Here is a 26,726-nt window from a genome sequence, read left to right as displayed (position 1 = left end):
GCGGGGTGAACGAATGATGAGCGATATGAACAAAGTGGCAGAAACAGCAAGCAGCTCTCTTTTTCCAACGTATGCAAGATACCCGATTGCGCTCGTGAAGGGCGAAGGCAGTTGGTTGTGGGATGATCAAGGAAACAAATATTTGGACTTTATGTGCGGCCTTGCCGTTACGAACCTTGGCCACGCGCCGAAGCAAGTGAAGGAAGCGCTCGTGAAGCAGCTTGATGAGCTGTGGCATGTATCCAACCTGTTCCACATTCCGAATCAGGAGGCGGCGGCGAAGCTGCTGACCGATAACAGCCATGCAGACGCGGTGTTCTTCTGCAGCACCGGCGCGGAGGCGAATGAAGCGGCAATTAAGCTGGCCCGCCGTTACCATCAGAAAGTGAAGGGGAACGGTCGCAACGAGATCATCACGTTCGCCCAATCGTTCCATGGACGTACGCTCGCAACGCTGACGGCAACAGGCCAGGAGAAGGTAAAAGAAGGCTTCGGTCCACTGCCGGAAGGCTTCCGCTACATTCCTCTGCATGACTACGAGGCACTCGAAGCGGCGATTACTGACAAGACGGCGGCGATCATGATCGAGATGATTCAAGCCGAAGGCGGCGTGATCCCTGTAGAGCCTGCATTCGTGCAGCATTTGGCGAAGGTATGCAGGGAGCGCGGCGTGCTTCTCATTATTGATGAAATTCAAACAGGGATGGGCCGTACGGGCAAACTGTTTGGTTTTGAGCATTACGGCATTGAGCCGGATATCTTTACGCTGGCAAAAGGACTAGGAAGCGGCTTCCCGGTCGGCGCAATGCTTGCAAAAGGCGAGCTGGCCGAAGCGTTCAATGCAGGCAGCCACGGCTCGACGTTTGGCGGAACCCCGATTGCTACAGCTGTCGTGAAAGCGACGATTGAAACGCTGCTCGAAGAAAAAGCGGCAGAACGCGCTGCTGAGACGGGCGAATATCTCATGAGCCAGCTGCGCGAGAAGCTTGCCGGCAACCCATTCGTGCAAGAGATTCGCGGCAAAGGACTTATGATCGGTATCGTATGCAACGGCCCGGTTGGTAACATTATTGCGGAAGGCCAGAAGCGCGGCTTGCTCGTTGTAACGGCTGGCCCGGATGTGGTGCGTCTGCTGCCTAGCTTGCTCATCTCGCGCGAGGAAGCAGATCTTGGGGTGAGCATTCTGGCTTCGATTTTTGCGGACCAAACGGCTCCGGTATAGATAGCTGTAGAAGAAAGGGAGAACAAACTTATGACGAATCTGTTAACGGAAGAAATGGCGCTTAGCCTAAAAGGCCGCGACTTTATTGGGCTCGCGGACTATTCGCCTGCTGAGGTGCGCTATCTGATCGATCTTGCGATTGATCTGAAGCGCAAGCAGAAGGCTGGCGAAGTATATCACCCGCTGAAGGGCAAGACGCTCGGCATGATTTTTGAGAAATCATCGACGCGTACTCGTGTTTCGTTCGAGGTGGGCATGTACCAGCTCGGCGGACATGCGCTGTTCCTGAGCCGCAATGATCTGCAAATCGGCCGCGGCGAGCCGATCTCCGACACGGCGCAGGTCATGTCGCGCTATGTGGACGGGATTATGATTCGTACATTTGCACACCGCACAGTCATTGAGCTAGCGCGTGCTGCAACGATTCCGGTCATTAACGGCCTTACAGATCTGTCTCACCCTTGTCAGGCGCTCTGCGACTACCAAACGGTACTTGAGCATAAGGGCCGCCTTGAAGGGTTGAAAGTTGCGTACATCGGCGACGGCAACAATATGGTCCACTCCTTGATGATGGGCGCTGCCAAGCTTGGCATGCACATCTCGGTGGCAACGCCGGAAGGCTACGAGCCGGACGATGAGATCATTCGCTTGTCGAAGGAGAATGCAGCGGAGACGGGCTCGCGCATCGTCGTTTGCCGTGATCCGAAGGAAGCGATTGCGGATGCGGATGTTGTTTACACGGACGTATGGGCGAGCATGGGCTTCGAAGCGGAGCAAAAGGAGCGTGAGCTTGCTTTTGCAAACTTCCAGGTGAATGAAGAGCTTGCGCGTTATGCGAAGAGCGATTACTTGTTCATGCACTGTCTGCCTGCGCATCGCGGTGAAGAAGTGAGCGAAGGCGTTATCGACGGTAAGCATTCGATTATATTCGATCAGGCGGAAAACCGTCTGCACGCACAGAAAGCGATTATGGCTGCCATCATGTAATGGCGTTAAATAACTGAAATTATAAATAAGGAGCGTTAACGAACTCATGGCGAAGGAAAAAATCGTACTTGCATACTCGGGCGGTCTGGACACGTCCGTTATTTTGAAATGGCTGAAAGAAACGTATGATGCGGAGATCATCGCATTCACGGCAGATATCGGACAGAAGGATGAGCTTGACGGCCTGGAAGAGAAAGCACTGGCGACAGGCGCTTCCAAAGTATATATCGATGACCTGCGCGATGAGTTTGCACAGGACTTTATTTATCCGATGTTCCAATCCGGCGCGCTGTATGAAGGGCAGTACCTGCTCGGCACGTCGATTGCGCGTCCACTGATTGCGAAGCGGATGGTTGATATCGCTCGCGCGGAAGGCGCTACTGCAATTGCGCATGGCGCAACTGGCAAAGGCAACGACCAAGTGCGCTTCGAGCTGACGGCTGCAGCACTTGCGCCGGACATCGCGGTTATTGCGCCATGGCGGCTCGAAGAGTTCCGCGAGCAATTCCCGGGACGTGCAGAGATGATCGCGTACGCGGAGAAGCATAACATTCCAGTGCAAGCATCGGCTGCGAAGCCATACTCGATGGATCGTAACCTGCTGCACATTAGCTTTGAGAGCGGCATGCTGGAAGATCCGTGGTTCGATCCGAGCAGCGATGAGAACAAAGGCATGTTCGTTCTGTCCGTATCCCCTGAGGATGCGCCGGATCAATCCGAATATGTAGAGCTGACGTTCGAGGGCGGTAACTGTACGGCAGTTAACGGCAAAGCGCTTAGCCCGCTCGAAGTGATGGAGAAGCTGAACGAGCTTGGCGGCAAGCACGGTATCGGCCGCGTCGATATGGTCGAGAACCGTTTCGTCGGCATGAAGAGCCGTGGCGTATACGAGACGCCAGGCGGTACAATTCTGTTCACCGCGCACCGCAAGATGGAATCGCTCACGATGGACCGCGACGTCATGCATCTGCGTGATTCGCTCATTTCCAAATACGCATCGCTCGTATACAACGGCTTCTGGTTCGCGCCTGAGCGTCTTGCTCTGCAAGCGTTGGTGCTGGAAAGCCAGAAGAACGTAACAGGCGTCGTTCGTCTGAAGCTGTACAAAGGTAATGTCATCGGCGCTGGGGTGAAGAGCCCAGTCAGCCTGTACAACCCAGATATCGCGACGATGGAAGCAGATCCGTCCAAAGCGTACGATCAAGGCGATGCAACCGGCTTTATCCGCCTCAACGCGCTGCGTCTGAAGGTATCCTCCGGTGTGGAGCAAAGCAAGAAGCAATAAGAGAGCGACTACAGAGCGACCTCTTGCGAAAAATAAAGGAGTGCACCTACTGTGAGTAAATTGTGGGGCGGCCGGTTCACGAAGAAAACCGACCAACTGGTAGAAGAATATACGGCATCGATTATGTTTGATAAAGAGCTTGCTGAAGAAGATATTCAAGGCAGCTTGGCGCATGTCACGATGCTCGGCAAGCAGGGCATTCTGCCGCTTGATGATGTGGAGAAGATCAAGGATGGCCTGCACCGCGTCCTTCAGCGCATCAAGCGCGACGATATTGAATTCTCCATCTCCGATGAAGATATTCATATGAACATCGAGAAGACGCTGATCGACGATATCGGTTCGGTCGGCGGCAAGCTTCATACCGGCCGCAGCCGGAACGATCAGGTTGCAACCGATATGCACTTGTACCTGCGCAAGCGCGTCGTCGAGTTCGTCGACTTGCTGCAGAAGCTGCAAGCAGCGCTCGTGGAGCAGGCGAAAGCCAATGTCGACACGATCCTGCCGGGCTATACGCATCTGCAGCGTGCGCAGCCGATTCTGTTCGCGCACCATATGATGGCGTATGTGTCCATGTTCGGCCGCGATATCGAGCGTCTGCAAGATAGCTATAAGCGCGTGAACACGCTGCCGCTTGGCGCAGGCGCGCTTGCGGGAACGACGTTCCCGATTGACCGCCATTTTGTAGCGAGCCAGCTGAAGTTTGACCGCGTGTACGAGAACAGCCTTGATGCCGTCAGCGACCGCGACTTCATCTTGGAGTTCCTGTCGCACGCGTCGATCATCATGATGCATCTGTCGCGCCTCAGCGAAGAGTTCATCATGTGGTCGAGCACAGAGTTCCACTTCGTCGAGCTCGATGATGCGTTCTGCACAGGCAGCAGCATTATGCCGCAGAAGAAGAACCCGGACGTTCCGGAGCTTGTTCGCGGTAAGACAGGTCGTGTCTACGGCAATCTTGTCGGCCTCTTGACGGTACTGAAGTCGCTGCCGCTTGCGTACAACAAGGACATGCAAGAAGACAAAGAAGGTATGTTCGATACCGTGAAGACGCTGCAAGGCGCGCTTCAATTGTTCGCGCCGATGGTAGCGACAATGAAGGTAAACAAGGAGCGGATGCGCCAAGCGGTCAACCAGGATTTCTCCAATGCGACAGACATTGCAGACTTCCTCGTGAACAAAGGCTTGCCTTTCCGCCAAGCGCACGAAGTCATTGGCAAGACCGTATTGTACTGCATCCAGCAGGACAAATATTTGCTCGATCTGACGCTGGACGAGTTCAAACAGTTCTCTACGCTGTTTGACGATCGCATCTATGCCGTTCTGCAGCCGGAGCAGGTCGTTAACGCCCGCAACGTCTACGGCGGCACTGCGAAGCCGCAAGTGACGGAAGCAATTGCTCGCGCTGAAGTGGAGCTTGCTGCGACAGCGGCATGGGTCACGGAATACGTGGAGCGCAGCCTCTAATAAGTGAAAGCCCGTTCGAGTCTCACCGCTGATCGATGATCAGCAGTGGGGCGCGAACGGGCTTTTTTTGGTCCTACTGCCCAACCCCATCCTCCAGCAGCGGCTTCTCCTTGTCGGCCCCGCCGCCATGCAGCTTCGCTTGCTCTGGCGACACTGCATAGACGACCGGCTGCGCCTTGTACACATCCCGCGAGATTCGCGTGCGGGACACTTGATTGCCGCCGGCCTTCTTGATGCGGTACGTCTCGACGACATAGCCGGGCTTGCCTTCGGTCAAGAGTTGACGCTCACCGCGTACAAGTCCCACCTTAGCAATTTCCTTCACCGGCGGCACAACGGTGCCGATCGTCGCTGACTCCAGCGAGTAGGACACGCCCTGCGGCATCGTGCCGAACAGCTTCACCGTCAGCTTGCGCCCTTCCACCACGGTGCGGATGAGCAGATGTTTGCCGGTCGTGTTCTTGAAACGGAAGTTTATCGCATCATCCGCGTAAGTCGCATCACGCCCCAAGGGCAGGTAGGCGACCGGCAGCGAATGGTTGCGGCGCTCAACCATATCGAGCCCTGCCAGCAGCGCTGCATTATAGAGCGTGCTCGACACCTGGCAGATGCCGCCGCCAATGCCAGGCACGAATGCGCCGTTCAGAATGACCGGCGCCTGGCGGTATTTATACTGCTTGTTCGTCTGCTTAATTACGGTGCTGTAATCGAAGACCTCACCAGGCGCCAAATCCCAGTCGTTTAGCGTACGCGCTGTCATCGTCACATTATAAGCACGTCCCGCGCCGCTGGTCGCAAACTCTGTCGTGAAGGCGACAAGCAACCGGTCGACACCTTCGCCTTTCAGCCGGTCGATCGTCACATCGGGGTGCACCGTCTTTAGAGCGAGCGGCCAAGTCATCGGCTTCATTGGAGCCGTCCCGCCGTTAGTGCTCCAATTATCGCGCAGCGCCTGCTCAACTGCTGCAACCGCAGCCAAGGACATTTTATCCGTATCCAGTCTGTACACATCTTTATGCGGCCAATAGACGACCTCGTCCTGAGTCGTAATCGTCCGCTTTGCGTTGACCGGCTCGCCCGTATTGAGATAACCCCACTGGCTCAGTACCCGCTGCACAAACTTCGACCGATCGAAAGCCACTCGAATCGAGAGCTCCCTCGGAAAATGCCACCGGTAGCGTGCGCGCTCCCACATGCTGCCTTGCTTCAGCTTCTCAATGGCACTCTGAGCATCCGCTATACTCACCGAAATCCCCAGTTCGGCTAACGTCCATGTCCGCTTTTTTTCCGCCTTCGTCTTGCCGCTGCCATCCTTCATTACGCCCCCGCCGTTAATCGTCACCGCAAGCTGTTCCAGCGCCTGCTTCCGGGAGGCAAGCAGCTGCAGCGCCTCCGTTTCCTTCATTCCGCCAGCAACGAGAGCGAAGTCGCTCTTCAGCAGCGTCTGATGCTTCGAAAGTCCTGTGCCGTCCTTCGCAAGCACAATGCTCACCTGCTTCGGAATCGTCTTCTGCGAAGTATAGGTCCATACAAAGCCTGAGCCGATAGAGAGCAAAAGCAAGCACACCGCAATAGCGGTCCAGACCAAATGCAGCCGTGTTAATTTCATAACGCTAATCACCTCGGACAAGGATTCCTACATGTATATGCGCCGGGAATGAAATTTTGCCTATGAATTGTCCACTGCCGAACCATTGTCGAAAAATATGACCTCTTTTCGGATGTCTCGTCGCAAATTTGCACCATGAGAAATATGAAAAATGCAGAAAACGGTACTTTGGTAGAGGATTTGCCGAAAACATGTCGAATAGTAATAAGCTGACTACCTACAGGATGTGATATTGTGATTGAACTGCAAGACATTTGGAAGACGTACGTTGATGGCACTCACGCGCTTCGCGGCGTATCCGTTCGTATAGACCGCAACGAATTTGTATATTTGGTCGGGCCTTCCGGGGCCGGGAAATCGACATTCATGAAACTCATCTACCGTGAAGAAATTCCGACTAAAGGTCAAATTTCCGTTAACGGTTTTAATATCGGCAAGCTGAAGCCACGTAAGATCCCATATGTACGACGCAACATCGGCGTTATTTTCCAAGATTACAGACTTCTTCCTAAGCTGACTGTGTACGAGAATATTGCGTTCGCAATGGAAGTTATCGAAGCACCGCGCCGCATCATTAAGAAGCGGACGATGGAGGTGCTCGAGCTTGTTGGCTTGCGCGGCAAGCATGCCAGCCTGCCTCAGCAGCTGTCCGGCGGCGAGCAGCAGCGGGTCGCGATTGCACGGGCAATTGTGAACAACCCGGCAGTCATTGTAGCGGACGAGCCTACGGGGAACCTCGACCCCGAGACCTCATGGGGCATTATGAATTTGCTCGAAGAAATTAATTTCCGCGGCACCACCATCATCATGGCCACGCATAACAAAGAGATCGTCAATACGCTCCGCAAACGTGTCATCGCCATTGAGAACGGAATGATTGTGCGCGATGAACTGAGAGGAGAGTACGGGTATGAAAGTTAGTACCGTGATCCGCCACTTGCGGGAAGGGCTCAAAAATGTGGTGCGTAACGGATGGATGACGTTCGCTTCTGTCAGTTCAATCGTCATCTCCCTCTTTATTTTAGGGGTATTTCTATTGCTTGCTATGAACGTCAACAACTTGGCGAACCAAATTGAGAGCCAGGTTGAAATTCGCGTATACCTGCAGCTGAACACCGATCAAGCGAAGATTAGCGAGCTTAAAAATGCGATCGGCAACATTCCGGAAGTGAAGAGCGTCGAGTTCGTCTCGAAGGATCAAGGACTTGAACTGCTTCGGAAGAGCATCGGTGCTGACGGCGCCGAGCTGCTGGAAGGCTATGATGCGACGAACAACCCGCTGCCGGACTCTTTCACGGTTGAAGTGTTCGAGCCGCAGAAGATTGCTTTCGCGGCAAAGCAGATCGATGCGATCAGCAAAGCGGACGAAACCAAGCCGATAACGAGCGTCAAGTACGGCAAAGGCACCGTCGAAACGCTGTTTAAGATTACGAATGCCGTCCGCAATATCGGTCTAGTTATCGTAGCGGGACTGGGGCTCACAGCGATGTTCCTGATTTCGAATACGATCAAGATGACAATTCTCGCAAGACGCCGTGAGATCGGCATTATGAAGCTAGTAGGCGCGACGAACAATTTCATTCGTTGGCCGTTCTTTATCGAAGGTGCTCTGATTGGATTAATCGGTTCCTTGTTAACCATTGCGATTCTGTTATTTGGCTATTCCCGCCTCGTGGAAGTGTCCCAGTTTGAGCTTGGGCTTATGATGATTAAGCTCGTGACGCTGAAGGAAGCTGGCTTTTACGTATCCTTGCTTATTCTTGGCTTAGGTACATTGATCGGCATTTGGGGCAGCACATTGTCTGTGCGCAAATTTTTGAAAGTGTAGGTGACTGTGAGCGTGAATGCAAGCGTGAGGAAGGGGCTTATTTTCCTAGTTGTCATCGTATTCGCCGGCTTTATCTTCCAGCCTTATCAAGGCGAAGCTGCCTCGCAGATCGATAAGATCAACCGAGAACTTGCACAGGTTCGTAAAGAAATGGGCGCTGCTACCCATAATCGCAATCAAGCGGCCAAGGACAAAGAATATGTGCTTTCGATGAAGGCGAAGACGGCGAAGTCGGTCGATGAGGTTTTGAAGCAAATTAATGATGTGAGCACGCAGCTTACGAGTGTGCAGACTCAGATTGAGACGACGGAATCGAATCTGCAGCAGGCCGGGACGGATTTAGAGGCGGCTGAGAAGAGATTGAACACGCGGGACAAGCTGCTCAAGTCGCGCATTCGTCTTATGTACACGAACGGTGTCGTTTCTTACTTGGACGTACTGCTCAGTGCGACAAGCTTTGGCGATTTCATCGATCGGATGGATTCGCTGAAATCGATTCTTAGCCAGGATCAGGACATACTGGAGAATCACAAGAAGGATAAAGCGACAATCGCTGCCAAGAAGAAAGAAATCGAGAAGTCTCTTGGCGATGTGAAACAGATGTACGGCAAGCTGGCTGACTATCATGACCTCTTGAAGGACAAAGAGAATGAGAAGGAAGTCATGGTGCAGAAGTATAGCGAGCAGGCCGAGGAACTCGAAGAAATTAGCGACGACCAGGAAGAGATGCTCATTAAGCTGGCAAAGAAAGTATCGGATCTTGAGTCGCAGAAGCGCAAAATCAAAGTCTATTACACAGGCGGAAAGCTGGGCATGCCTCTTCATGTGAGCTATCATCTATCCTCGCCGTTCGGTTACCGGATTCATCCGATCTCGGGCAAACGGAAGCTGCATACCGGTATGGATATGGCAGCGCCAAAAGGCACGTCGATCTATGCGGCGGAGTCGGGTATCGTTCTCGTTGCACAGTGGATGGGCGAGTACGGCAACTGCGTAATCATTGATCACGGCGGCGGCCTATGGACGATCTACGGACATATTCGAAATGGCGGCATTTCGGTCGAGAAAGGCCAGTCGGTTAAGCGAGGCCAGAAAATTGCAGAGGTTGGAAGCACGGGCAATTCAACGGGCAATCATTTGCATTTCGAAGTGCGCAAGAATGAAGAAGCTGTCAATCCAGCGCCTTATTTGAGATAAATAGCGGAGGGGAGCATGTCTGCGCGGGCAGCGGCTCCATTCGAATAGACAACGCCGTACCTGATGCAAATAATTGGGTACGGCTTGTCGTATACTAGGGAAGATGTTCCGCTCATATAATGAGCATGCTACAGTGGCAGAAAGGAGTGTTCATGTGCAGTTCAAAGGACGGACAGTGGCGGCGTTTATAGTGCTCACGATGGCGGCTTCAACACTAGTAACGTTGACGGTTGCCGACCAATTCTTCACAATCGAGAGCAGCCGTACAGCTGGTGCGGCGTCATCGGAATCGTCCATGAGTAACAGTGGATTATCCGCGAAGGAGCTCCAGAAATTTAACACGGTGCTCGGATTAATTGAGAACAAATATTTTCGCCAAGTGGATCGGACAAAGGTGCTCGACGGTGCTGTGAACGGGATGATGGAGGCGCTCGGAGATCCCTATTCGGTTTATATGAAGAAAGAAGTTGCGCAGCATTTCTCGGAGTCGATTGAAGGATCGTTCACTGGAATTGGAGCGGGCGTGCAGCTGAAGGACGGCAAAATCACGGTAGAATCCGCGATTAAAGGCTCCCCGGCGGAGAAAGCAGGCGTGCTGCCAAACGATGTGCTGCGCTCGGTGAACGGAGTATCGCTGAACGGCTTATCGTTGAACGATGCGGTAACGAAGATCCGCGGGCCGAAGGGTTCGAAGGTCAAGCTCGTCATCGAACGGGCAGGGCATGCACAGCCGCTGCAGCTGACGATTGTGCGGGATGATATCGACTACGAGACGGTCTATGCGCATCTGCGTAGCGATGGCATCGGCATCATTGAGATTCGCCAATTCTCGCTCAATACGGGCGATCGCTTCGCGGAAGAATTGGCCAAGCTCGAGAAGCAGCATTTGAAGGGGCTCATCATCGACGTGCGCGGCAATCCCGGCGGTGTATTGCCGGTCGTCGTATCGGTTGCGCAGCCGTTCGTGCCGAAAGGCGAGCCAATCGTGCAGGTCGAAGATAAGACCGGCCATCGTGAGAAGACGCTCTCGAGCGGGACAGGCAAGAGCTATCCGGTTGCGGTGCTGATGAACAAAGGGAGCGCAAGCGCATCGGAGGTGCTCGCAGGCGCGCTGAAGGAAGAGGCGCATGCGGTGCTTGTCGGCGAGACGTCCTTCGGCAAAGGGACGGTTCAAGTGAGCTATGACAAGGTGCTGACAGACGGCAGCTTGGTGAAGATGACGATTGCGAAGTGGCTGACACCGCTAGGCAATTGGGTGCATGAGAAAGGGCTGAAGCCAGACGTTGAAGTGCTTCCGCCGGATTATTACACGGTCGCACGTCTGGATAAGACGAAGACGCTTGCGCCGGATACGATCGACGAGAATACGAAGAGCCTGCAAATTATGCTCTCGGGTCTTGGGTACAAGGTGGATCGTAAAGATGGCTATTACAGCAAAGTTACTCAGCAGAGCGTGCAAGCTTTCCAGCAGAAAGCAGGTCTGCCTGTGACCGGATTTACCGATAAGGCGACGGCGGAGAAGCTGGAAGAGCTGCTCGTTCAGAAGGTTCGCGATGAAGCAAGCGATACGCAGCTGCAAAAGGCGGTTAGCGTCTTGGAGCAGAAGCTCGGTATAGCCAATTAAAGGGTTTGCAGGAGATTGCGGGTTAGGCGTCGAATAGAAAGAAGGTTAGCTCCGATAGTTGGATGCAACCTTCTTTTTTCATGTTAAGGGAGTGATAAGCGTTGGAAGCAGCATTACAATTACTTCGACTGGCAGGGTCGGCGGCGGCCGGACTTTTGCTTTCCCCATTCTATTATGTAGCTGTGCTGCTCATCATGCTTCAATATATGCGTCAAACGAGGCTGGAACGAAAGCTGTTCCATGTCCGTTTGCGAGCTTGGCCGAATCAACTGGCCCGAACGATGCTGGCAGGTCTCGCGGTCGGAGTCGTTATGTCCCTTGCAGGACTGTTTCTCGGTGTAACGATAACAGGAGAAGCGGTATTGTGGATGTGGGGGACGGCGGCGGTGCTCGTTCTTGTGCGTGTGCGATATTTATGCTTCGCGTACAGTGTAGGCGTGCTTGGGGTGCTGCAGTGGATTATCGGCTGGACGCCGCTGGCTGACCGGTCGGACTGGCTTGGTACTGTGGCGGCTTCCATGGCAGGACTCGATATTCCAGGCCTGCTGGTGCTCGTCGCGCTCATGCATGTGGCGGAGGCGCTGCTCGTACGCTGGCAGGGGGATCGCTTCGCGAGCCCGCTATTCTTGGAAGGTAAGCGTGGCAAAATTGTCGGCGGCTACACGCTGCAAGGCTATTGGCCGGTACCGATGCTGATGCTGGTACCAGCTGCGGCGGGCAGCGGCACGGATATGTCGCTGCCGTGGACGATGCTGTTAGACGGCAGTGCCAACTGGAGCAGTGGTCTTACGATGATCGGCTTCCCGATGATGATCGGTTTCAGTGAATTAACGCGCAGCCTGCTGCCTGCGGCGAAAGCGCGCAGCGCCTCGAAGGGGCTGCTGATTTACGGACTAGGCGTTGGCATTACCGCCGTGCTCGCTTCATTCTGGCCGCCGCTCACCTTGGCAGCTGCGCTCGGCGCGTTGCTGCTGCATGAGGCGCTCGTTGCGATCAGCTATTTTACGGAGGAACAAAGCTCGCCGTATTATGTGCATACGGATCAAGGCTTGCGGGTGCTGGCGGTTATTCCAGGCACGCCGGCCGAGGCGATGGGAATACAGACAGGTGAAATTCTGCATAAAGTAAATGGCGTTAAAATTCGCACGAAAGAAGAGCTTTACGCGGCGCTGCACGTCAATTCCGCTTTCTGCAAGCTTGAGGTGCTGAATCACGAGGGGCAAATCAAATTCATTCAGCGGGCGCGGTATGCAGGCGAACACCATCAGCTTGGCGTCGTGCTATCGCCGGATGATAAGGCGGATGTGTACGCGATCGCGGCGCCGGCCTCGCTCTTCGATCTGCTTCGTCAGAAGCGTGCTTCGAAATCACGGCAGACGGGCGTGTCGACGACTACAACGACACCGTTATAAATGTATGATGTTGATGGATGGAACATCCCAGAGGACCGCTGCATGTCTAGCGGCGCTGGGGTGTTTTTTTGTTTAATTCCAGACAAGGAGCTGTAACCTTTCATTGCATCGGGTGCGCTGAATCGGTATAATAAATACATTATGGGAACACATATTCTTATGCGCTAAGGTAAGGTGAAATTTGCAGGGTAATCTATTTTTTACGCGTATATTGGGCATACATTTAATAGAACTTATTCATAGAAAACGTAGGATTGGGGTGTAGGAAGAGATGAATGAGCATCAAAGCGGGAGCAAGCTCTTCGAGCTGAAGTCGGAGTACCGGCCGCAGGGCGATCAGCCTAAGGCGATTCGGCAGCTTCTTGAGGGCATCGAGGCTGGTGTCCGGCATCAGACGCTGCTTGGCGCAACCGGAACAGGGAAGACCTATACGATTGCGAATACCATTGAGAAGCTGAACCGGCCGACGCTCGTCATTGCGCATAACAAGACGCTTGCCGCGCAGCTATGCAGCGAGTTCAAGGAATTTTTCCCGGACAACGCGGTTTCTTATTTCGTCAGCTATTATGATTATTATCAGCCGGAAGCCTACATCCCGTCCTCAGATACATTTATCGAGAAAGATTCGAGCATCAACGATGAGATTGATAAGCTGCGCCACTCGGCGACGAGCTCCTTGTTCGAGCGTCGGGACGTCATTATCGTAGCGAGCGTATCCTGCATTTACGGCCTCGGTTCTCCGATGGAGTATGGAAAGCTCGTGCTGAGCTTGCGGGTAGGGATGGAGAAGTCGCGGGACGAAATTCTTCATAAGCTTGTCGATATTCAGTACCAGCGCAATGATATTAATTTCATTCGAGGGACTTTCCGCGTGCGCGGCGATATTATCGAGATTTTCCCGGTTGCGAATAACGAGCGCGCGATGCGTGTCGAGCTGTTCGGCGACGAGATTGAACGGATTACGGAGATCGATGTGCTGACCGGCGAGGTCATCGGAGAACGCGATCATGTCGCAATTTTCCCGGCATCTCACTTCGTTACGCATGAAGATACGATGAAGGTAGCGCTTAAGCACATTGAAGCAGAGCTGGAAGAGCGCCTTGCAGAGCTCCATGAACAGGGCAAGCTGCTTGAGGCGCAGCGTTTGGAACAACGGACGAGGTACGATCTGGAAATGATGGCGGAGATGGGCTTCTGCAGCGGCATTGAGAACTACTCGGGGCCGCTGACATTCCGTGAGCGTGGCGCGACGCCATATACGCTGATGGACTATTTCCCTGATGATCTTCTGATCATCATCGATGAGTCGCATGTTACGATTCCGCAGATTCGGGCGATGTATAACGGTGACCGTGCGCGCAAGGAAGTGCTCGTGGATCACGGCTTCCGTCTGCCGTCCGCGATGGACAATCGGCCGCTTCGCTTCGAGGAGTTCGAAGACAAAGTGAAGCAGGTCGTCTATGTATCGGCAACGCCGGGACCCTACGAGCTGGAGCACTGCCCGACGATGGTCGAGCAGATTATTCGTCCGACCGGCTTGGTTGATCCGACTATCGAGGTACGCAAGACGAAAGGGCAGATCGATGATTTGCTAGTCGAGATCCGAGATCGGATCGCTAAGGATGAGCGCGTGCTGGTGACGACGCTGACGAAGAAGATGTCAGAGGATCTTACTGATTATTTGAAGGATGTCGGGATTAAGGTCCGCTACTTGCACTCGGACATTAAGACACTGGAGCGCCTTGCGATATTGCGTGACCTGCGTATGGGCGTTTTCCATGTCCTTGTCGGCATTAATTTGCTGCGGGAGGGTCTCGACTTGCCGGAAGTTTCGCTTGTGGCGATTCTCGATGCGGATAAGGAAGGGTTCCTTCGCTCCGAACGGTCGCTTATCCAAACGATGGGCCGTGCAGCGCGTAACTCCGAAGGCCGCGTTATTATGTATGCGGATAGGATCACTGATTCAATGGAGAAAGCGATCGGCGAGACCGAGCGCCGCCGAACCATTCAAATCGCCTATAATGAAGAGCATGGCATTACACCGCAGACGATTCGCAAGAAAGTGCATGACGTCATCGAGGCGACGAAGGTTGCCGAGCAGAAGAGCGACTATCTCACAGGCGTAGGCGTCGAGAAGATGTCGAAGAAAGAACGCCAGTCGCTGGTGCAGCGCTTGGAAGCGGAGATGAAGGAAGCTGCGAAGGGCTTGCAGTTCGAACGAGCCGCGGAGCTGCGCGATGCGCTGCTTGAGCTGAAGGCGGAGCTCGGGATGTAGCGATTATTGATAGATTTCATTCACTTGAGGTTTCCTTTAGGAGGATTAAATAAATGGCCAATGATTCAATCGTCATTAAAGGGGCGCGAGCCCATAATTTAAAGAACATCGATGTGACGATTCCGCGTGATAAGTTCGTCGTTCTGACAGGGCTTAGCGGCTCGGGCAAGTCGTCGCTCGCTTTTGACACGATCTATGCAGAGGGGCAGCGCCGGTACGTCGAGTCACTCTCCGCCTATGCGCGTCAGTTTCTCGGACAGATGGAGAAGCCTGATGTCGATTCCATTGAAGGCCTGTCGCCGGCGATTTCCATCGACCAGAAGACAACGAGCCGTAACCCGCGTTCTACCGTCGGTACGGTAACGGAGATTTATGACTATTTGCGGCTGTTGTTCGCGCGTGTCGGTACGCCGCACTGCCCGGAACACGGCATAGCGATTACATCCCAGACGGTTCAACAGATGGTGGATCGGATTATGGAATATCCAGAGCGGACGAAGCTGCAAATTCTCGCTCCTATCGTGTCAGGCCGCAAGGGCGAGCATACGAAGCTGCTGGCTGATGTGCAGAAGCAGGGCTTTGTGCGTGTCCGCGTGAACGGCGAGCTGCGCGAGCTTAGCGAGAAGATTGAGCTTGAGAAGAATAAGAAGCATAACGTCGAGGTTGTCGTTGACCGGATCGTCGTGAAGAGCGACATCCACAGCCGTCTTGCGGACTCCCTGGAGACTGCGACGAAGCTGTCAGGCGGCCAAGTCATCGTCGATGTGATGGAGAAGGAGGAGCTGCTGTTCAGCTCCAACCTGGCATGTCCGGTGTGCGGCTTCAGTATTGATGAGCTGGCACCGCGGATGTTCTCGTTTAACAGTCCTTACGGCGCTTGCCCGGATTGTGACGGCCTAGGCGCGAAGATGATCGTTGACCCTGATCTTCTCGTTCCAGACGGCTCGAAGTCGATTGAAGAAGGCGCTTTTGAAGCGTGGGCGGGCAGCACATCGAACTACTATCCTCAGTTTCTCGAGTCGGTATGCCTCCATTATGGAATTCCCCGTAATGTGCCGGTTAGCGAGCTATCGTCTGAGCATATGAAGAAGCTGCTCTATGGAACGGGCGGCGAGCGAGTCCGCTTCCGTTACGAGAACGACTTCGGCCATTCCAAGGAAGCACATGTGCCTTTCGAAGGTATCGTGAACAACCTGGAGCGCCGTTACCGGGAAACGGGCTCCGACGGCATCCGCGATCATATTGAACAGTACATGAGCGCGAAGCCTTGCGGCGGCTGTAAAGGCCATCGTTTGCGTAAAGAAAGCCTTGCTGTCACAATCGGCAGCCAGAATATCTCGCATGTGACGGCCCTCTCCATCGGTGAAGCAGAGCGTTTCTTCAATGGGCTGAACCTGACGGAGAAGGAGCGCTTAATCGCTCATCTCATATTGAAAGAAATCAACAGCCGTCTTGGCTTCCTGGTCAACGTCGGCTTGGAATACTTGTCGTTGAACCGTGCAGCAGGCACGCTCTCCGGCGGTGAAGCGCAGCGAATTCGTCTAGCGACTCAGATCGGCTCGAGCCTGATGGGCGTTCTGTACATTCTAGATGAACCGAGCATCGGCTTGCATCAGCGCGATAACGATAAGCTCATTCAGACACTTGAGCATATGCGCGATCTAGGCAATACGCTAATTGTCGTCGAGCATGATGAAGACACGATGCTCGCATCCGACTTCATTATTGATATCGGACCAGGCGCCGGCGTTCACGGCGGTCAAGTAGTCTCCATGGGGACACCGGCAGAGGTAATGGCGGACGAGCAATCGCTCACAGGCGCTTATCTCAGCGGTCGCAAGTTTATTCCGGTGCCGCTGAAGCGCCGTGAGACGAGCGACAAGTGGCTGGAGGTTCGCGGTGCGAAGGAGAATAATCTGCGCGGTGTGAACGCGAAGATTCCGCTTGGCGTATTTACAGCGGTAACTGGCGTTTCTGGCTCCGGCAAGTCTACGCTCGTGAACGAGATTTTGTACAAGACGCTTGCCCGCGACTTGAACAAAGCAAAGGTTCGCCCAGGTGAGCACAAGGAGATTCGCGGACTCGAGCATATCGAGAAGGTCATTGATATCGACCAATCGCCGATCGGGCGTACCCCGCGCTCGAACCCAGCGACGTATACCGGCGTATTTGATGATATCCGTGATCTATACGCATCGACGAACGAAGCGAAGGTGCGCGGCTATAAGAAGGGTCGCTTCAGCTTCAACGTGAAGGGCGGACGCTGTGAGTCGTGCCGCGGCGACGGCATTATTAAGATTGAAATGCACTTCTTGCCAGACGTCTACGTGCCGTGCGAGATTTGCAAAGGCAAACGCTATAACCGCGAGACGCTGGATGTGAAATATAAAGGCAAGAGCATCGCGGAGCTGCTCGAGATGACGATCGAGAACGCCTGCGAGTTCTTCCGCAACGTGCCGCGCATCCACCGCAAGCTGCAGACGCTGCTTGATGTTGGTCTTGGCTACATGAACCTCGGCCAACCGGCAACGACGTTGTCAGGAGGCGAAGCGCAGCGCGTGAAGCTGGCGGCAGAGCTATACCGCCGCAGCACTGGCAAGATGCTCTACATCCTCGACGAGCCGACAACCGGTCTCCACGTCGATGATATCGACCGTCTGCTCGTCGTGCTGCACCGACTAGTCGACTCCGGCGAGTCAGTGCTAGTTATCGAGCATAACCTCGATGTCATCAAGACAGCCGACTATCTGCTCGATCTTGGGCCGGAAGGCGGTAACGGTGGCGGGATGATAGTGGCAACAGGCACGCCTGAGTCTGTCGTTAAAGTTGACGGCTCCTACACTGGCCGCTACTTGAAGCCGGTCCTCGAGCGTGACCGTGAACGCACTATTGCGAAGCAGCGCGAAGTCGAAAGCGTCGCGGCTGCTGGCATCGAGAACTAACAATATAGCCCTTCTGGACATCGAAGACTTATGTCTTCGATGTCCGAAGGGCTTTTTTCATTGCTGAACATAAACCTTTTGTGTAGAGAGACCGTCAAGCAGCAGTGACAAGCCAAATAGAAGGGCGGAACCATTCGATGAAACGACAATTTCAATCGCTATGTACAGCAGCAGTAATAGCGCTAGCCTGTTTCGCTTCCAACATCCCGTCGGCACAGGCTTCGAATAAAGCAGAGCCGATTACGATCCATTATCCGGATGGATACAATATGGTACTGGATAACAAAGAGCAGCAAGGGGACAACAATCAGCATTCAGAGCATCTATAAGTAATCACCAAACAAAAAAAGGGGCTGAACCATCCATGAGGATGTTCAGCCCCTTCATTATTAGCTAGCTAAAATTTCAGTCAAACGTTCTTGGAACGCCGGCACGCCAACACGGTTCACATAGTTATGGAACGTTTCGCCAGGCTCACGGCCCTCTTTGTAGAAGTTGATCAGCTTCACGAGCACGTAGCCAAGGTCATCGCCTTTGACACGGCCTTTAAGCGATTCGTTGAACTTCGCGCCAGGACCGAGGATGCCGCCAACTGCGATATCGAAGGCGTCAACCATGCCCTCAGGCGTCTTAACCAAGGCGCCTTGCAGACCGATATCGGCAATGTGCTTCTGGCCGCAAGCGTTCGGGCAGCCGATGAAGTGGATACGGATCCGCTCATCCAGCTCGATATGGTCGTCCAGGAAGTCGGCAACGCGGCGAGCGCGTTCCTTCGTTTCAACAACGGCAAGGTTGCAGAACTCGTTGCCTGTGCAGGAAACCGTACGGCTCATGAACGGTCTTGCTTTAGGAGAGAGGCGCTTCAATACAGGAAGAGCAAGCGCTTCTTCAACTTTATCATCAGGAATGCCGCTCAGTATGATGTTTTGCGACATCGTCGTGCGGATCTTACCATCGCCGAACTGATCCGCTGCATCAGCAAGCTGCTCAAGCTCATCCGAGTTTGTACGGCCAACAGGCACGTTCAATCCGATAAAGTTTAAGCCCGCTTCGTTCTGCGGGTAAACGCCATCGTAGTAAACGGCATTCCAGCCAACGACTTTGTTCTCGCCTGCAGAAGGCATGTCCCCGATAATTTCCTTCAGCTTCTCGAGGAACTTCTCTGGACCCCAGTCAGCGACAAGGAACTTGAGGCGCGCTTGGTGACGCTTCTCACGGTAGCCGTAGTCACGGAAGATCGTTGTAACGCCGATGGAGACCTTCAGTACCTCTTCTGGACGAACGAACATGTCGAGCTCTTTCGCCATGTGAGGCTTTGCAGACAAGCCGCCACCAACATAAGCGTGGAAGCCGATCACTTCTTCGCCGTCAATCACTTTCGTTGCAGGAACGAACGCAAGGTCATTAATCTCGGCATTCGCATTGTTATAGATGTTTGCAGAAATGGACATTTTATATTTGCGAGGCAAATTGGAGAAATCACGGTTCATCAGGTAGAAATCATTCACTTGCTCAACGATCTCGCGAGTATCCATCAGCTCATCGCGATCAATGCCGGCAAGCGGATTGCCTACAATGGTACGCGGGCAGTCGCCGCAAGCTTCATAGGAATACAAGCCAACCGCTTCAAGGCGGTTAAAGATGTCCGGCAGGTCTTCGACTTTCAGCCAGTGATACTGAATCGCTTGACGTGTTGTAACGTCGATGAGATCACGACCGTAATCGCGGCCGATTGAAGCGATTGCACGCGCTTGCGCAGAAGTAATGATACCGGTATTGATTCGGATCCGCATCATGAAGTAGCCGTCTTTAGGCTTCTGTTCGTAGACGCCAGCCCACTTGAACCGGTTCATGTCATCCTCGGGAATGGAGGCATAGCCTTCCTTCGAATACTTGTCGATAATGGTGCGAATGACATCGAGTCCGTCTTTTTCCATTTTAATAAATTCGAATTTATTTAGTTTGGTTGGGTCATTCATCCATACGGCTTCATAGGGCATTGCTCGTTCCTCCTAAGGATGTTATGCTCAGAATATCGAGTTGATTTACGAAAATCCGACGATTTTCGTATGAATACTACACAGAATCGTACCACACTTCAGTCCTAGCGACAATGAGTTGTATCCATGCAATTATAAGGATTTATTATAATTAATGAAGGGTCTGGTTATATAAGAGTCCTTTCTCCAAATGGTGACAAACTTGTTACGATTCTCGATTGTGACTTGCATCGGGACCGTGATGAGGCTAACATAACTAATATAGGCTACGTGCGAAAATAAGGAGGTCAACACCCATGTTTCTTGCTGAACAAGCAGCCAATACCCTTACAAAGTTTGATCCAATGGATATTATGATGCTGCTGTTTACAATTGTAATTTTCATCGGTTGGGTTCGTTTAATCATGGCTCGCCCGAAGAAGAATGTATTCGCAATCGGATTTACAACTGTTTCGCTTCTTGTATTCGCGTTTGCGAACTACGTGATGATTTTCAAAGTTTGGTTGCAGTAATTTCCAATAATAATGACTGAACGGATATGCCAGAATCTTGAGATCTCAAGATTCTGGCATTTTTTTTCGATATATGATGTAAAACGCGTGAAGGAGTGATGTAGAAATCATGGGGAAGAGAAGAACAGTCGTAACAGCAACCATTTTATTAGGCTTATTATCGGCTACTGTTTCATCGGTAAGTGCAGAGAGTAATCCGCAATCCGTAGAAGCCATTACTGTCAATCGGTCTAAAGAAGAGATCATGAGCAAATGGCAGCAATACAAGCCGATGGGTTTCACGTTCAACTATATGGACGGTAAGGATATCTATGAAGAGCAGCCTAGTTTGACCGCTCCGTTCAAGGCAGGGAAGCTGAAGCAGGCTTACATGGAGGATGGGTTGAAAGCGTTGAACTTCGTCAGGTATGCGGCAGGACTGCCGGATGATGTGACGCTCGATATGAGCAAGGAATTGCAAGAGCAGACAGGTGCGCTCATTAATGCGCTCAATCTACAGTTGTCTCATACGCCGAACAAGCCTGAAGGCATGGATGAAGAGCAATACCAGCTAGGTTATGCAGGTACGAGCAGCAGCAATCTGTATGCCGGCGACCCAACGCTGTACAGCAATGTGCTTGGCTATATGGCGGATAGCGATCCTTCGAATATCTCAAGGGTCGGACACCGCCGCTGGATCATTAATCCAACCATGAAGAAGACCATGTTCGGGTTTGTTCAGACGACATCGAAATATGGATACGCCTATCCGTACGCTTCCTTATATGCATTCAACCGAGAACGGCCTGTCAGTGAAGTGAGCTATAGCTATGTAAGCTGGCCTTCCGCTGGCTACTTCCCGTCTGAGTTGTTTGCGCCGCAGGATGCATGGTCCGTTTCACTGAATCCGGATAAGTATGATCGGGAGCGCACATCGGATATTCGCGTAACCTTAACGCGTACAAGCGATCAGAAGAGCTGGAGCTTTGATCCAACGAAAACGGACACGGAGGGTCGCTACATCAATGTCGAAACAAGCGGTTACGGAATTCCGTTCAGTATCATTTTCCGACCTGAGGGGATTATTTCGTTTCCTGAGAATGAGCAGTTCCACGTCAAGATTGAGGGGCTCTACAATAAAAGCGGCTCTGAAACATCGTTATCGTTCGATACAACGTTCTTTCCACTTGTTCAGCCGATTAAGTTACGAAACAGCTTCATGCAGTTAACTGTTGGCGAGCAGCTGCAGCTGAAGACCTATCAGGGCAGCGTAGCGCTCGCGAGCTCTGGCGCTGCATTTGGATCGGATCACCCGGAGATTGTGTCGGTGGATCGTGCCGGTCATCTAAAAGCGTTAAAGACAGGTGACGCCGAAATTACGCTCAATAATTATTTTCAAATACCGCAAAGCGTGAATATTCATGTTGAAGCACCGAATTCTGCTGCTCGCGTAAGCAAATGGGCAGAGGGTACGTATCGTGCCGCAAAGGAGAACGGGATCGTCACTTCGATGCTTGATCACGATTACCAGCAGGCGATGAGCCGAATTGCATTCGCAGATGCGGCAGTCGCGCTCGTGGAGAATATCTATGGTCAGCCGCTCATGGGGATGACGACTCCGTTTACGGACATCGTGGATGATAATATCGGCAAAGCGCTGAAGAACGGGCTAATCTCGGGTACATCCGCCACGACTTTTTCTCCATGGCGGACGATATCCAGACAAGAGGCGGCCTCGCTGCTGATTCGGTTAGTTAACAAGCTGCAGGAGCTTGTGCCATCAGCGGTCGGGAAGGAGAGCAATCGTGCAGCACAGGAGCATGTAACGGCGTTTGCAGACGATGCCGGAATAGCGGCTTGGGCGAAGCCGAACGTGTACAAGGCGGTAGAGCTCGGGCTGCTGAGTGGCGTAGGCCAAAGTAAATTCGACCCCCGCGGTCAGCTGACAGCCGAACAGACGATCACAATTCTTGAGCATCTGTTCGAGCGGTTCGTTCCCGCTTCATAACAGCAAGACATACAAAAACCTCCGACCCATAAGGGTTGGAGGTTTTCGCTTATTGCATATTCGGGTATTATACCCACCACATCTCGCCGAGCGGCTCTTTGATGAGGATGGATTGCAGGTTTTGAACAGCTTTCGTGAAGCCTTCGTCTACAGACATCAGACCGTCTTCGTGCTCAATGCTTACGACGTAGTCGTAGCCAACAAGGCGAAGCGCGCTGATGATGTCAGCCCAAATCTTCATGTCGTGACCGTAGCCGACAGTACGGAACTGCCAAGCGCGATCAAGCATCAGTGCATAAGACTGCATATCTGTTACGCCGTGCTTATTCACGTTGACTGGATCAATTGTTGTATCCTTCGCATGGAAGTGGTGGATTGCGCCTGCGCGGCCAAGAATATGGATCGCTTGTACAGGGTCAATACCTTGCCACCACATGTGGCTTGGATCAAGGTTAGCGCCGATTGCATCGCCGCAAGCTTCACGCAAGCGAAGCAATGTTGCCGGGCTGTGTACGGAGAAGCCGCCGTGCAATTCAAGACCGATCTTCACGTTGCTTTCAGTTGCAAGCTTCGCGATTTCGCTCCAGTACGGAATAACTTTCTCTTCCCACTGCCATTTCAGAATGTCTTGGAAATCGTTCGGCCATGGAGCAACCGGCCAGTTCGGATATTTCGCATCCTCATGGTCGCCTGGGCAGCCGGAGAATGTATTTACTACAGATACGCCGAGCTTGGAAGCAAGCTCAATCGTTTTACGTAGGACAGCGTCATGCTCGCTAGCAATTGCTTTTTGCGGGTGGAGCGGGTTTCCATGGCAGCTAAGCGCGCTGATTGTTAAGCCGCGAGCGTCAACTGCATCCTTGAATGCTTTTAGCTTGCTCTCGTCAGCAAGCAGTACCGCTGGATCGCAATGTGCGTTGCCAGGGTAGGCGCCTGTGCCGATCTCGATTGCGTCCAAACCTTTGGATGCAATGTAGTCGAGTGCGTCTTCAAATGATTTCTGGGCGAAGAGTACAGAGAATACACCGAGTTTCATACGTGTATAGTTACCTCCTAAATGGGATATGTATTGCGCGTAGCCTTACCTATTATAACATGAGCAAATAGCAAGGTTAAGATTCAATAAGGCCAATGCCAAAAAAGCATATGAAGTGGACAAATCTAGTTTTTTAACGATAACAGATTGATATGTCACATTTACCCAGTTATAGTAGATTGGACCTATTAGTCTAGCAAAATATTGTAAATATCTATTATTGAATGGAGGAGCAGTGAAGAGGAGCAGTGTGAGGCAAAAGGGTTTACGTCTAGTGCTAGTCATCATAGCCGGTGCGCTCTTCATGACAGGGACCGCTTTAGCGGCCGGAAGTTCGGGCGATGCAAAGCTCGATGCAAGGGTAATTAACGGAGAGGTTTACGTCAAGGCAAGCTCGCTTACCAAGACGCTCGGCGGCTCGGGAGTGTACGATGCCAAGACACAAAGCTACAATTATACGCCTAAGTCTGAAGTTCCGGACGTTGTGAAGAAAATATCCCCTTCAGTAGTCGGCATTATCGGTAAGCCGTCTGAGTATGGGGACAACCGGTTTGCACTGGCGCACGGGACAGGTGTGATCTGGAAGGCAGACGGTTGGATCGTAACGAATGCCCACGTCGTGAAAGACATGAATCATATCGTTGTCGTCACTTCGGATGGGAAGCAGTACGAGGGCAAACGTGTCAACATTGACGAAACAAGCGACCTTGCGCTTGTGAAGATTAACGCAACCAATTTGAAGCCGGCTGCATTCGCACCTGTGCCGCTACAGCTGGAAGTAGGCGAGACGGCCGTTGCAATTGGCACGCCAGTCTCATTCTGGCTTCGCAACACAGCGACGACGGGCATCTTGAGCGGCATGAACCGTTCGATCTCCTCCTACTACAAGCTGCTTCAAACAGACGCGGCGATTAACCCAGGCAACAGCGGCGGCCGCCTTGTTAGTTTGAAAGGCGAGGTCATTGGAATAAATTCGATGAAATTTGTCAGCGACGGCGTTGAGAGCTTAGGCTTTTCCATTCCCGCGGACACCGTCCGTTATGTAGTGAATCAATTTTTCAAGTATGGCAAAGTGAAGCGGCCGTCGCTTGGCGTGGAGCTGGAAGAGAGCTGGTCAGCACTCGTTGGATTGCCTACTACAGAGCCGCTTGAAGTGAAGTCGGTTTGGGGTTCTGGCGCGAAGCAAGCGAATTTGCATGTAGGCGACCAAATTTACTCCATTGGCGGCCAACAAGTATCTTCGATTGTTGAAGTTAACGAGTTGCTGAAGGCCTACCTGCCTGGCCAGCAAATTGAAGTGATGGTGCAGTCTGAGGGCGACCTCGTTACGAAGAAACTGACATTGTCTGAAGCAAACTAAGAAGAGTTCGAGGAGAGAGAAATCATCATGAAGAACAAGCTGTTAGCTCTACTCATTACGGTTTGTATGATATTTGCACTTATGCCTGCAGTTGCAGGAGCCTCCGATATGGCGGTTGAAGTGAAGTCGGTCGAAATCAAATTGGCTATTGGCAGTCCAACGCTGACAGTGAACGGTACGACGTCGACGATTCAGAAGCCGTACAAACAGAACGGCACAACGATGGTGCCGCTAAGCGTCATTACGAAAGCATTCGGTGCAGGGCTGAAGCTGGAGAATAACAAAATCATCACGCTGACGTACAACAAAACGACAGTTGTGCTTACAATTGGCAGCAAGACGGTAAAGGTCGACGGTTCGCCAATCACCCTTACGGCTGAGCCTAAGATTGTGAACAGTGTAACGATGGTGCCGTTGCGTGTTATCGTATCGGCGTTCGGTGCAACACTTGCACTGAATGGCAATGATATTACGATTAAAGGACTCATGGCGGCAGCACCAGGTACTTCGACTGGCAATAACACAGGCGGCATTAATTCCGATGCAGGCAAAACACAGGTCGGCGACAGTTATTACAACTGGTCGATGAAGTATCCTTCGGACTTAGTATTGAACGCGTGAAGAACTCCGCGAGCATATGATGAGCTATTTCGATGAGAACGAGTTTATCATGGAGAAGAAAACAGTTACTATGGGTGATCTGAGCTTTGAGAAAATCGTCAGTAAAGATCGTGACGGTTGGTTCTATGATAATCGTGCGATTCAAGTCGGCGATCGGATCTATGTCATTATGGCAGGCATTAAATCGGACTCGCGTGATAAATTGGCCGTGTACGATGACATACTCAGCAGCTTCAAGCTTTCTTTTGCCAAGAATGATTTGACATTGAAGGATATTACGAAAGTGCATAACGGTTACTATACAGCGACGGATAAGGATTACGGCTTGTCTGTGGAGCTGCCTGTTGACTGGGTTCGTATAAAGGATATTCAATTCCCGATCTTTGTTAATGAGAATGGACTCATGAGCTTTGAAATCAGCTCGCTTAATGATAAGGATAATGCGACGGATTGGATGCACCGTGCACGCCAGAAGGCCGAGAACGCCTATGCATCAGGGTATCTCCGTAACGTCGCGGAATCGACACTGACACTGGCCGACGGTGTAGCTCAAGTGCTAAGTTATGAGTACTCGTCTGACAAAGAAGAGTGGAATAAGGAATACAATGTGTTTTTCTCTGTCGGCGCGCAAAAGTATGAAGTGGATTTTTATTATTTAGAAGACAATACTGCTACTGGTGAAACGTTATTTAATAACATTGTGAGCACGCTTGATGTCGATACCGACTATGTAGAGAAGAACTTTAGCGAGTTGGATGACGCTGAAGCGCTGGCGGACCAAACAGTAACGAAGTCCAGCAATACTTACGGTTACTCCATCGTGCTTCCGGAATCATGGACCGGTGTGGAGAAGGACTTCGAAGAAGACTCGGTCACTTATAGCCTACCTTATGGCCAATTTAGCATCGGAATTGTCGAGGATGAGAGTGCGAATGAATTCGTCAACGATTTCAGAAACTACATCAATAATAGCGACGATATGAAGAAGCTCGGAGCCGTTATTAAAGAGAACACGACTGCAACAGTGGGCAGCGGAATAATAGCTACGAAGATGGTCGTTGAATACCCGGAAGACAAGGTTCCTACGACTTTGGTATACTATATTTTCGAGAAGAACGGTAAGTTGTATTTGATCAGCTATGGATTCAATCAAGCCAACTTTACGGACAGCAATCGCGCTGCGGTAGAGAAAGTTATTGGATCCTTCACATTCACAAGCTAGTGATTCACAAGGCGCTGCGCCGCTTCAACCCGGAAATATTTCGGGAAGAAGCGGCGTTTGTGCTGTGGCGCGGCTTTCGTTTGGTCGTCTGCAATGGTACACTGTAGGGAAATAAGTGAACGAGGATAAGGATGGCGTTA

Annotated in this window: 20 protein-coding genes; 17 read left to right on the top strand and 3 right to left on the bottom strand. The window is 52.2% G+C overall.

Annotation, left to right across the window (positions count from 1 at the left end; all coding sequences use genetic code 11):
- The first annotated feature begins 13 nt into the window (after nucleotides 1–13).
- Genes argD through argH form a run of 4 tightly spaced genes read left to right on the top strand, consistent with a single transcriptional unit; the run spans nucleotide 14 to nucleotide 4,961 of the window.
- Nucleotides 14–1,222, top strand: coding sequence for an acetylornithine transaminase (argD, locus tag AC0LWF_RS19510; RefSeq protein WP_474653209.1), 1,209 nt, complete (start codon nucleotides 14–16; stop codon nucleotides 1,220–1,222).
- 30 nt (nucleotides 1,223–1,252) lie between these two features.
- Nucleotides 1,253–2,209: an ornithine carbamoyltransferase gene (argF, locus tag AC0LWF_RS19505; RefSeq protein ID WP_474653208.1), complete on the top strand. Its 957-nt coding sequence runs from the start codon at nucleotides 1,253–1,255 to the stop codon at nucleotides 2,207–2,209.
- A 46-nt stretch (nucleotides 2,210–2,255) separates the two neighbouring features.
- Nucleotides 2,256–3,494 carry an argininosuccinate synthase gene (locus tag AC0LWF_RS19500; RefSeq protein WP_126011634.1) on the top strand — a complete coding sequence of 413 codons (1,239 nt, stop codon included), beginning with the start codon at nucleotides 2,256–2,258 and terminating at the stop codon, nucleotides 3,492–3,494.
- A gap of 51 nt (nucleotides 3,495–3,545) precedes the next feature.
- Entirely contained in the window at nucleotides 3,546–4,961 is a 1,416-nt protein-coding gene (argH, locus tag AC0LWF_RS19495; protein WP_474653207.1) for an argininosuccinate lyase, read from the top strand.
- Between the two features lie 73 nt (nucleotides 4,962–5,034).
- Here argH and AC0LWF_RS19490 read toward each other — a convergent pair whose 3' ends face one another.
- Entirely contained in the window at nucleotides 5,035–6,570 is a 1,536-nt protein-coding gene (locus tag AC0LWF_RS19490) for a VanW family protein (RefSeq protein WP_474653206.1), read from the bottom strand.
- Nucleotides 6,571–6,804: 234 nt separating this feature from the next.
- Between AC0LWF_RS19490 and ftsE the strand changes: the two genes are divergently transcribed.
- The 8 genes from ftsE to AC0LWF_RS19450 all read left to right on the top strand — a co-directional run bounded on the left by ftsE (nucleotide 6,805) and on the right by AC0LWF_RS19450 (nucleotide 18,177).
- On the top strand, nucleotides 6,805–7,491 hold the full coding sequence (gene ftsE, locus AC0LWF_RS19485; protein WP_474653205.1) for a cell division ATP-binding protein FtsE: 687 nt from the start codon (nucleotides 6,805–6,807) through the stop codon (nucleotides 7,489–7,491).
- Nucleotides 7,481–8,398 carry a permease-like cell division protein FtsX gene (gene ftsX, locus AC0LWF_RS19480; RefSeq protein WP_474653204.1) on the top strand — a complete coding sequence of 306 codons (918 nt, stop codon included), beginning with the start codon at nucleotides 7,481–7,483 and terminating at the stop codon, nucleotides 8,396–8,398. Before ftsE ends, ftsX begins: the two co-directional genes overlap by 11 nt.
- A gap of 12 nt (nucleotides 8,399–8,410) precedes the next feature.
- Entirely contained in the window at nucleotides 8,411–9,595 is a 1,185-nt protein-coding gene (locus AC0LWF_RS19475) for a murein hydrolase activator EnvC family protein (RefSeq protein ID WP_474653203.1), read from the top strand.
- Between the two features lie 199 nt (nucleotides 9,596–9,794).
- Nucleotides 9,795–11,219, top strand: coding sequence for a S41 family peptidase (locus AC0LWF_RS19470; RefSeq protein ID WP_474653337.1), 1,425 nt, complete (start codon nucleotides 9,795–9,797; stop codon nucleotides 11,217–11,219).
- 101 nt (nucleotides 11,220–11,320) lie between these two features.
- Nucleotides 11,321–12,631, top strand: a complete 1,311-nt coding sequence (locus AC0LWF_RS19465; protein ID WP_474653202.1) for a PDZ domain-containing protein — start codon at nucleotides 11,321–11,323, stop codon at nucleotides 12,629–12,631.
- A 271-nt stretch (nucleotides 12,632–12,902) separates the two neighbouring features.
- Nucleotides 12,903–14,906, top strand: coding sequence for an excinuclease ABC subunit UvrB (gene uvrB, locus AC0LWF_RS19460; RefSeq protein ID WP_474653201.1), 2,004 nt, complete (start codon nucleotides 12,903–12,905; stop codon nucleotides 14,904–14,906).
- Nucleotides 14,907–14,959: 53 nt separating this feature from the next.
- Nucleotides 14,960–17,848 (top strand): excinuclease ABC subunit UvrA, encoded by a 2,889-nt coding sequence (gene uvrA, locus AC0LWF_RS19455; protein WP_474653200.1) that lies wholly within the window; start codon nucleotides 14,960–14,962, stop codon nucleotides 17,846–17,848.
- Between the two features lie 137 nt (nucleotides 17,849–17,985).
- On the top strand, nucleotides 17,986–18,177 hold the full coding sequence (locus AC0LWF_RS19450; RefSeq protein WP_474653199.1) for a hypothetical protein: 192 nt from the start codon (nucleotides 17,986–17,988) through the stop codon (nucleotides 18,175–18,177).
- A 60-nt stretch (nucleotides 18,178–18,237) separates the two neighbouring features.
- On the opposite strand, the gene AC0LWF_RS19445 is transcribed toward AC0LWF_RS19450, so the two are convergent.
- Nucleotides 18,238–19,848, bottom strand: a complete 1,611-nt coding sequence (locus AC0LWF_RS19445) for a nitrite/sulfite reductase (RefSeq protein ID WP_474653198.1) — start codon at nucleotides 19,846–19,848, stop codon at nucleotides 18,238–18,240.
- 296 nt (nucleotides 19,849–20,144) lie between these two features.
- On the opposite strand from AC0LWF_RS19445, the gene AC0LWF_RS19440 reads away from it, so the two are divergent.
- Both AC0LWF_RS19440 and AC0LWF_RS19435 read left to right on the top strand, forming a co-directional pair.
- A complete protein-coding gene (locus AC0LWF_RS19440) occupies nucleotides 20,145–20,360 on the top strand; it encodes a hypothetical protein (protein WP_474653197.1) in 216 nt (71 codons plus the stop codon).
- A gap of 109 nt (nucleotides 20,361–20,469) precedes the next feature.
- Nucleotides 20,470–22,347 (top strand): S-layer homology domain-containing protein, encoded by a 1,878-nt coding sequence (locus AC0LWF_RS19435; protein WP_474653196.1) that lies wholly within the window; start codon nucleotides 20,470–20,472, stop codon nucleotides 22,345–22,347.
- Between the two features lie 67 nt (nucleotides 22,348–22,414).
- Here AC0LWF_RS19435 and AC0LWF_RS19430 read toward each other — a convergent pair whose 3' ends face one another.
- Complete coding sequence (locus AC0LWF_RS19430; RefSeq protein ID WP_474653195.1) at nucleotides 22,415–23,383, bottom strand: sugar phosphate isomerase/epimerase family protein; 969 nt, start codon at nucleotides 23,381–23,383, stop codon at nucleotides 22,415–22,417.
- 274 nt (nucleotides 23,384–23,657) lie between these two features.
- Between AC0LWF_RS19430 and AC0LWF_RS19425 the strand changes: the two genes are divergently transcribed.
- From AC0LWF_RS19425 to AC0LWF_RS19415, 3 genes are read left to right on the top strand one after another with little or no spacing between them, the layout of a single operon-like run.
- Nucleotides 23,658–24,743 (top strand): S1C family serine protease, encoded by a 1,086-nt coding sequence (locus AC0LWF_RS19425; protein ID WP_474653194.1) that lies wholly within the window; start codon nucleotides 23,658–23,660, stop codon nucleotides 24,741–24,743.
- A 27-nt stretch (nucleotides 24,744–24,770) separates the two neighbouring features.
- Complete coding sequence (locus AC0LWF_RS19420) at nucleotides 24,771–25,364, top strand: stalk domain-containing protein (RefSeq protein ID WP_474653193.1); 594 nt, start codon at nucleotides 24,771–24,773, stop codon at nucleotides 25,362–25,364.
- 49 nt (nucleotides 25,365–25,413) lie between these two features.
- Entirely contained in the window at nucleotides 25,414–26,586 is a 1,173-nt protein-coding gene (locus AC0LWF_RS19415; RefSeq protein WP_474653192.1) for a hypothetical protein, read from the top strand.
- Nucleotides 26,587–26,726: the final 140 nt, after the last annotated feature.

Source organism: Paenibacillus sp. sgz302114 (assembly GCF_056120345.1).
This window is presented reverse-complemented; position numbering and strand designations above follow the sequence as displayed.

Bases quoted from the DNA above. Each gene is read 5' to 3' on its own strand.
- argD (WP_474653209.1), top strand. From the start codon at position 14: ATGATGAGCGATATGAACAAAGTGGCAGAAACAGCAAGCAGCTCTCTT.
- argF (WP_474653208.1), top strand. From the start codon at position 1,253: ATGACGAATCTGTTAACGGAAGAAATGGCGCTTAGCCTAAAAGGCCGC.
- AC0LWF_RS19500 (WP_126011634.1), top strand. From the start codon at position 2,256: ATGGCGAAGGAAAAAATCGTACTTGCATACTCGGGCGGTCTGGACACG.
- AC0LWF_RS19490 (WP_474653206.1), bottom strand. From the start codon at position 6,570: ATGAAATTAACACGGCTGCATTTGGTCTGGACCGCTATTGCGGTGTGC.
- ftsX (WP_474653204.1), top strand. From the start codon at position 7,481: ATGAAAGTTAGTACCGTGATCCGCCACTTGCGGGAAGGGCTCAAAAAT.
- AC0LWF_RS19470 (WP_474653337.1), top strand. From the start codon at position 9,795: ATGGCGGCTTCAACACTAGTAACGTTGACGGTTGCCGACCAATTCTTC.
- uvrB (WP_474653201.1), top strand. From the start codon at position 12,903: ATGAATGAGCATCAAAGCGGGAGCAAGCTCTTCGAGCTGAAGTCGGAG.
- uvrA (WP_474653200.1), top strand. From the start codon at position 14,960: ATGGCCAATGATTCAATCGTCATTAAAGGGGCGCGAGCCCATAATTTA.
- AC0LWF_RS19450 (WP_474653199.1), top strand. From the start codon at position 17,986: ATGAAACGACAATTTCAATCGCTATGTACAGCAGCAGTAATAGCGCTA.
- AC0LWF_RS19445 (WP_474653198.1), bottom strand. From the start codon at position 19,848: ATGCCCTATGAAGCCGTATGGATGAATGACCCAACCAAACTAAATAAA.
- AC0LWF_RS19440 (WP_474653197.1), top strand. From the start codon at position 20,145: ATGTTTCTTGCTGAACAAGCAGCCAATACCCTTACAAAGTTTGATCCA.
- AC0LWF_RS19435 (WP_474653196.1), top strand. From the start codon at position 20,470: ATGGGGAAGAGAAGAACAGTCGTAACAGCAACCATTTTATTAGGCTTA.
- AC0LWF_RS19430 (WP_474653195.1), bottom strand. From the start codon at position 23,383: ATGAAACTCGGTGTATTCTCTGTACTCTTCGCCCAGAAATCATTTGAA.
- AC0LWF_RS19420 (WP_474653193.1), top strand. From the start codon at position 24,771: ATGAAGAACAAGCTGTTAGCTCTACTCATTACGGTTTGTATGATATTT.
- AC0LWF_RS19415 (WP_474653192.1), top strand. From the start codon at position 25,414: ATGGAGAAGAAAACAGTTACTATGGGTGATCTGAGCTTTGAGAAAATC.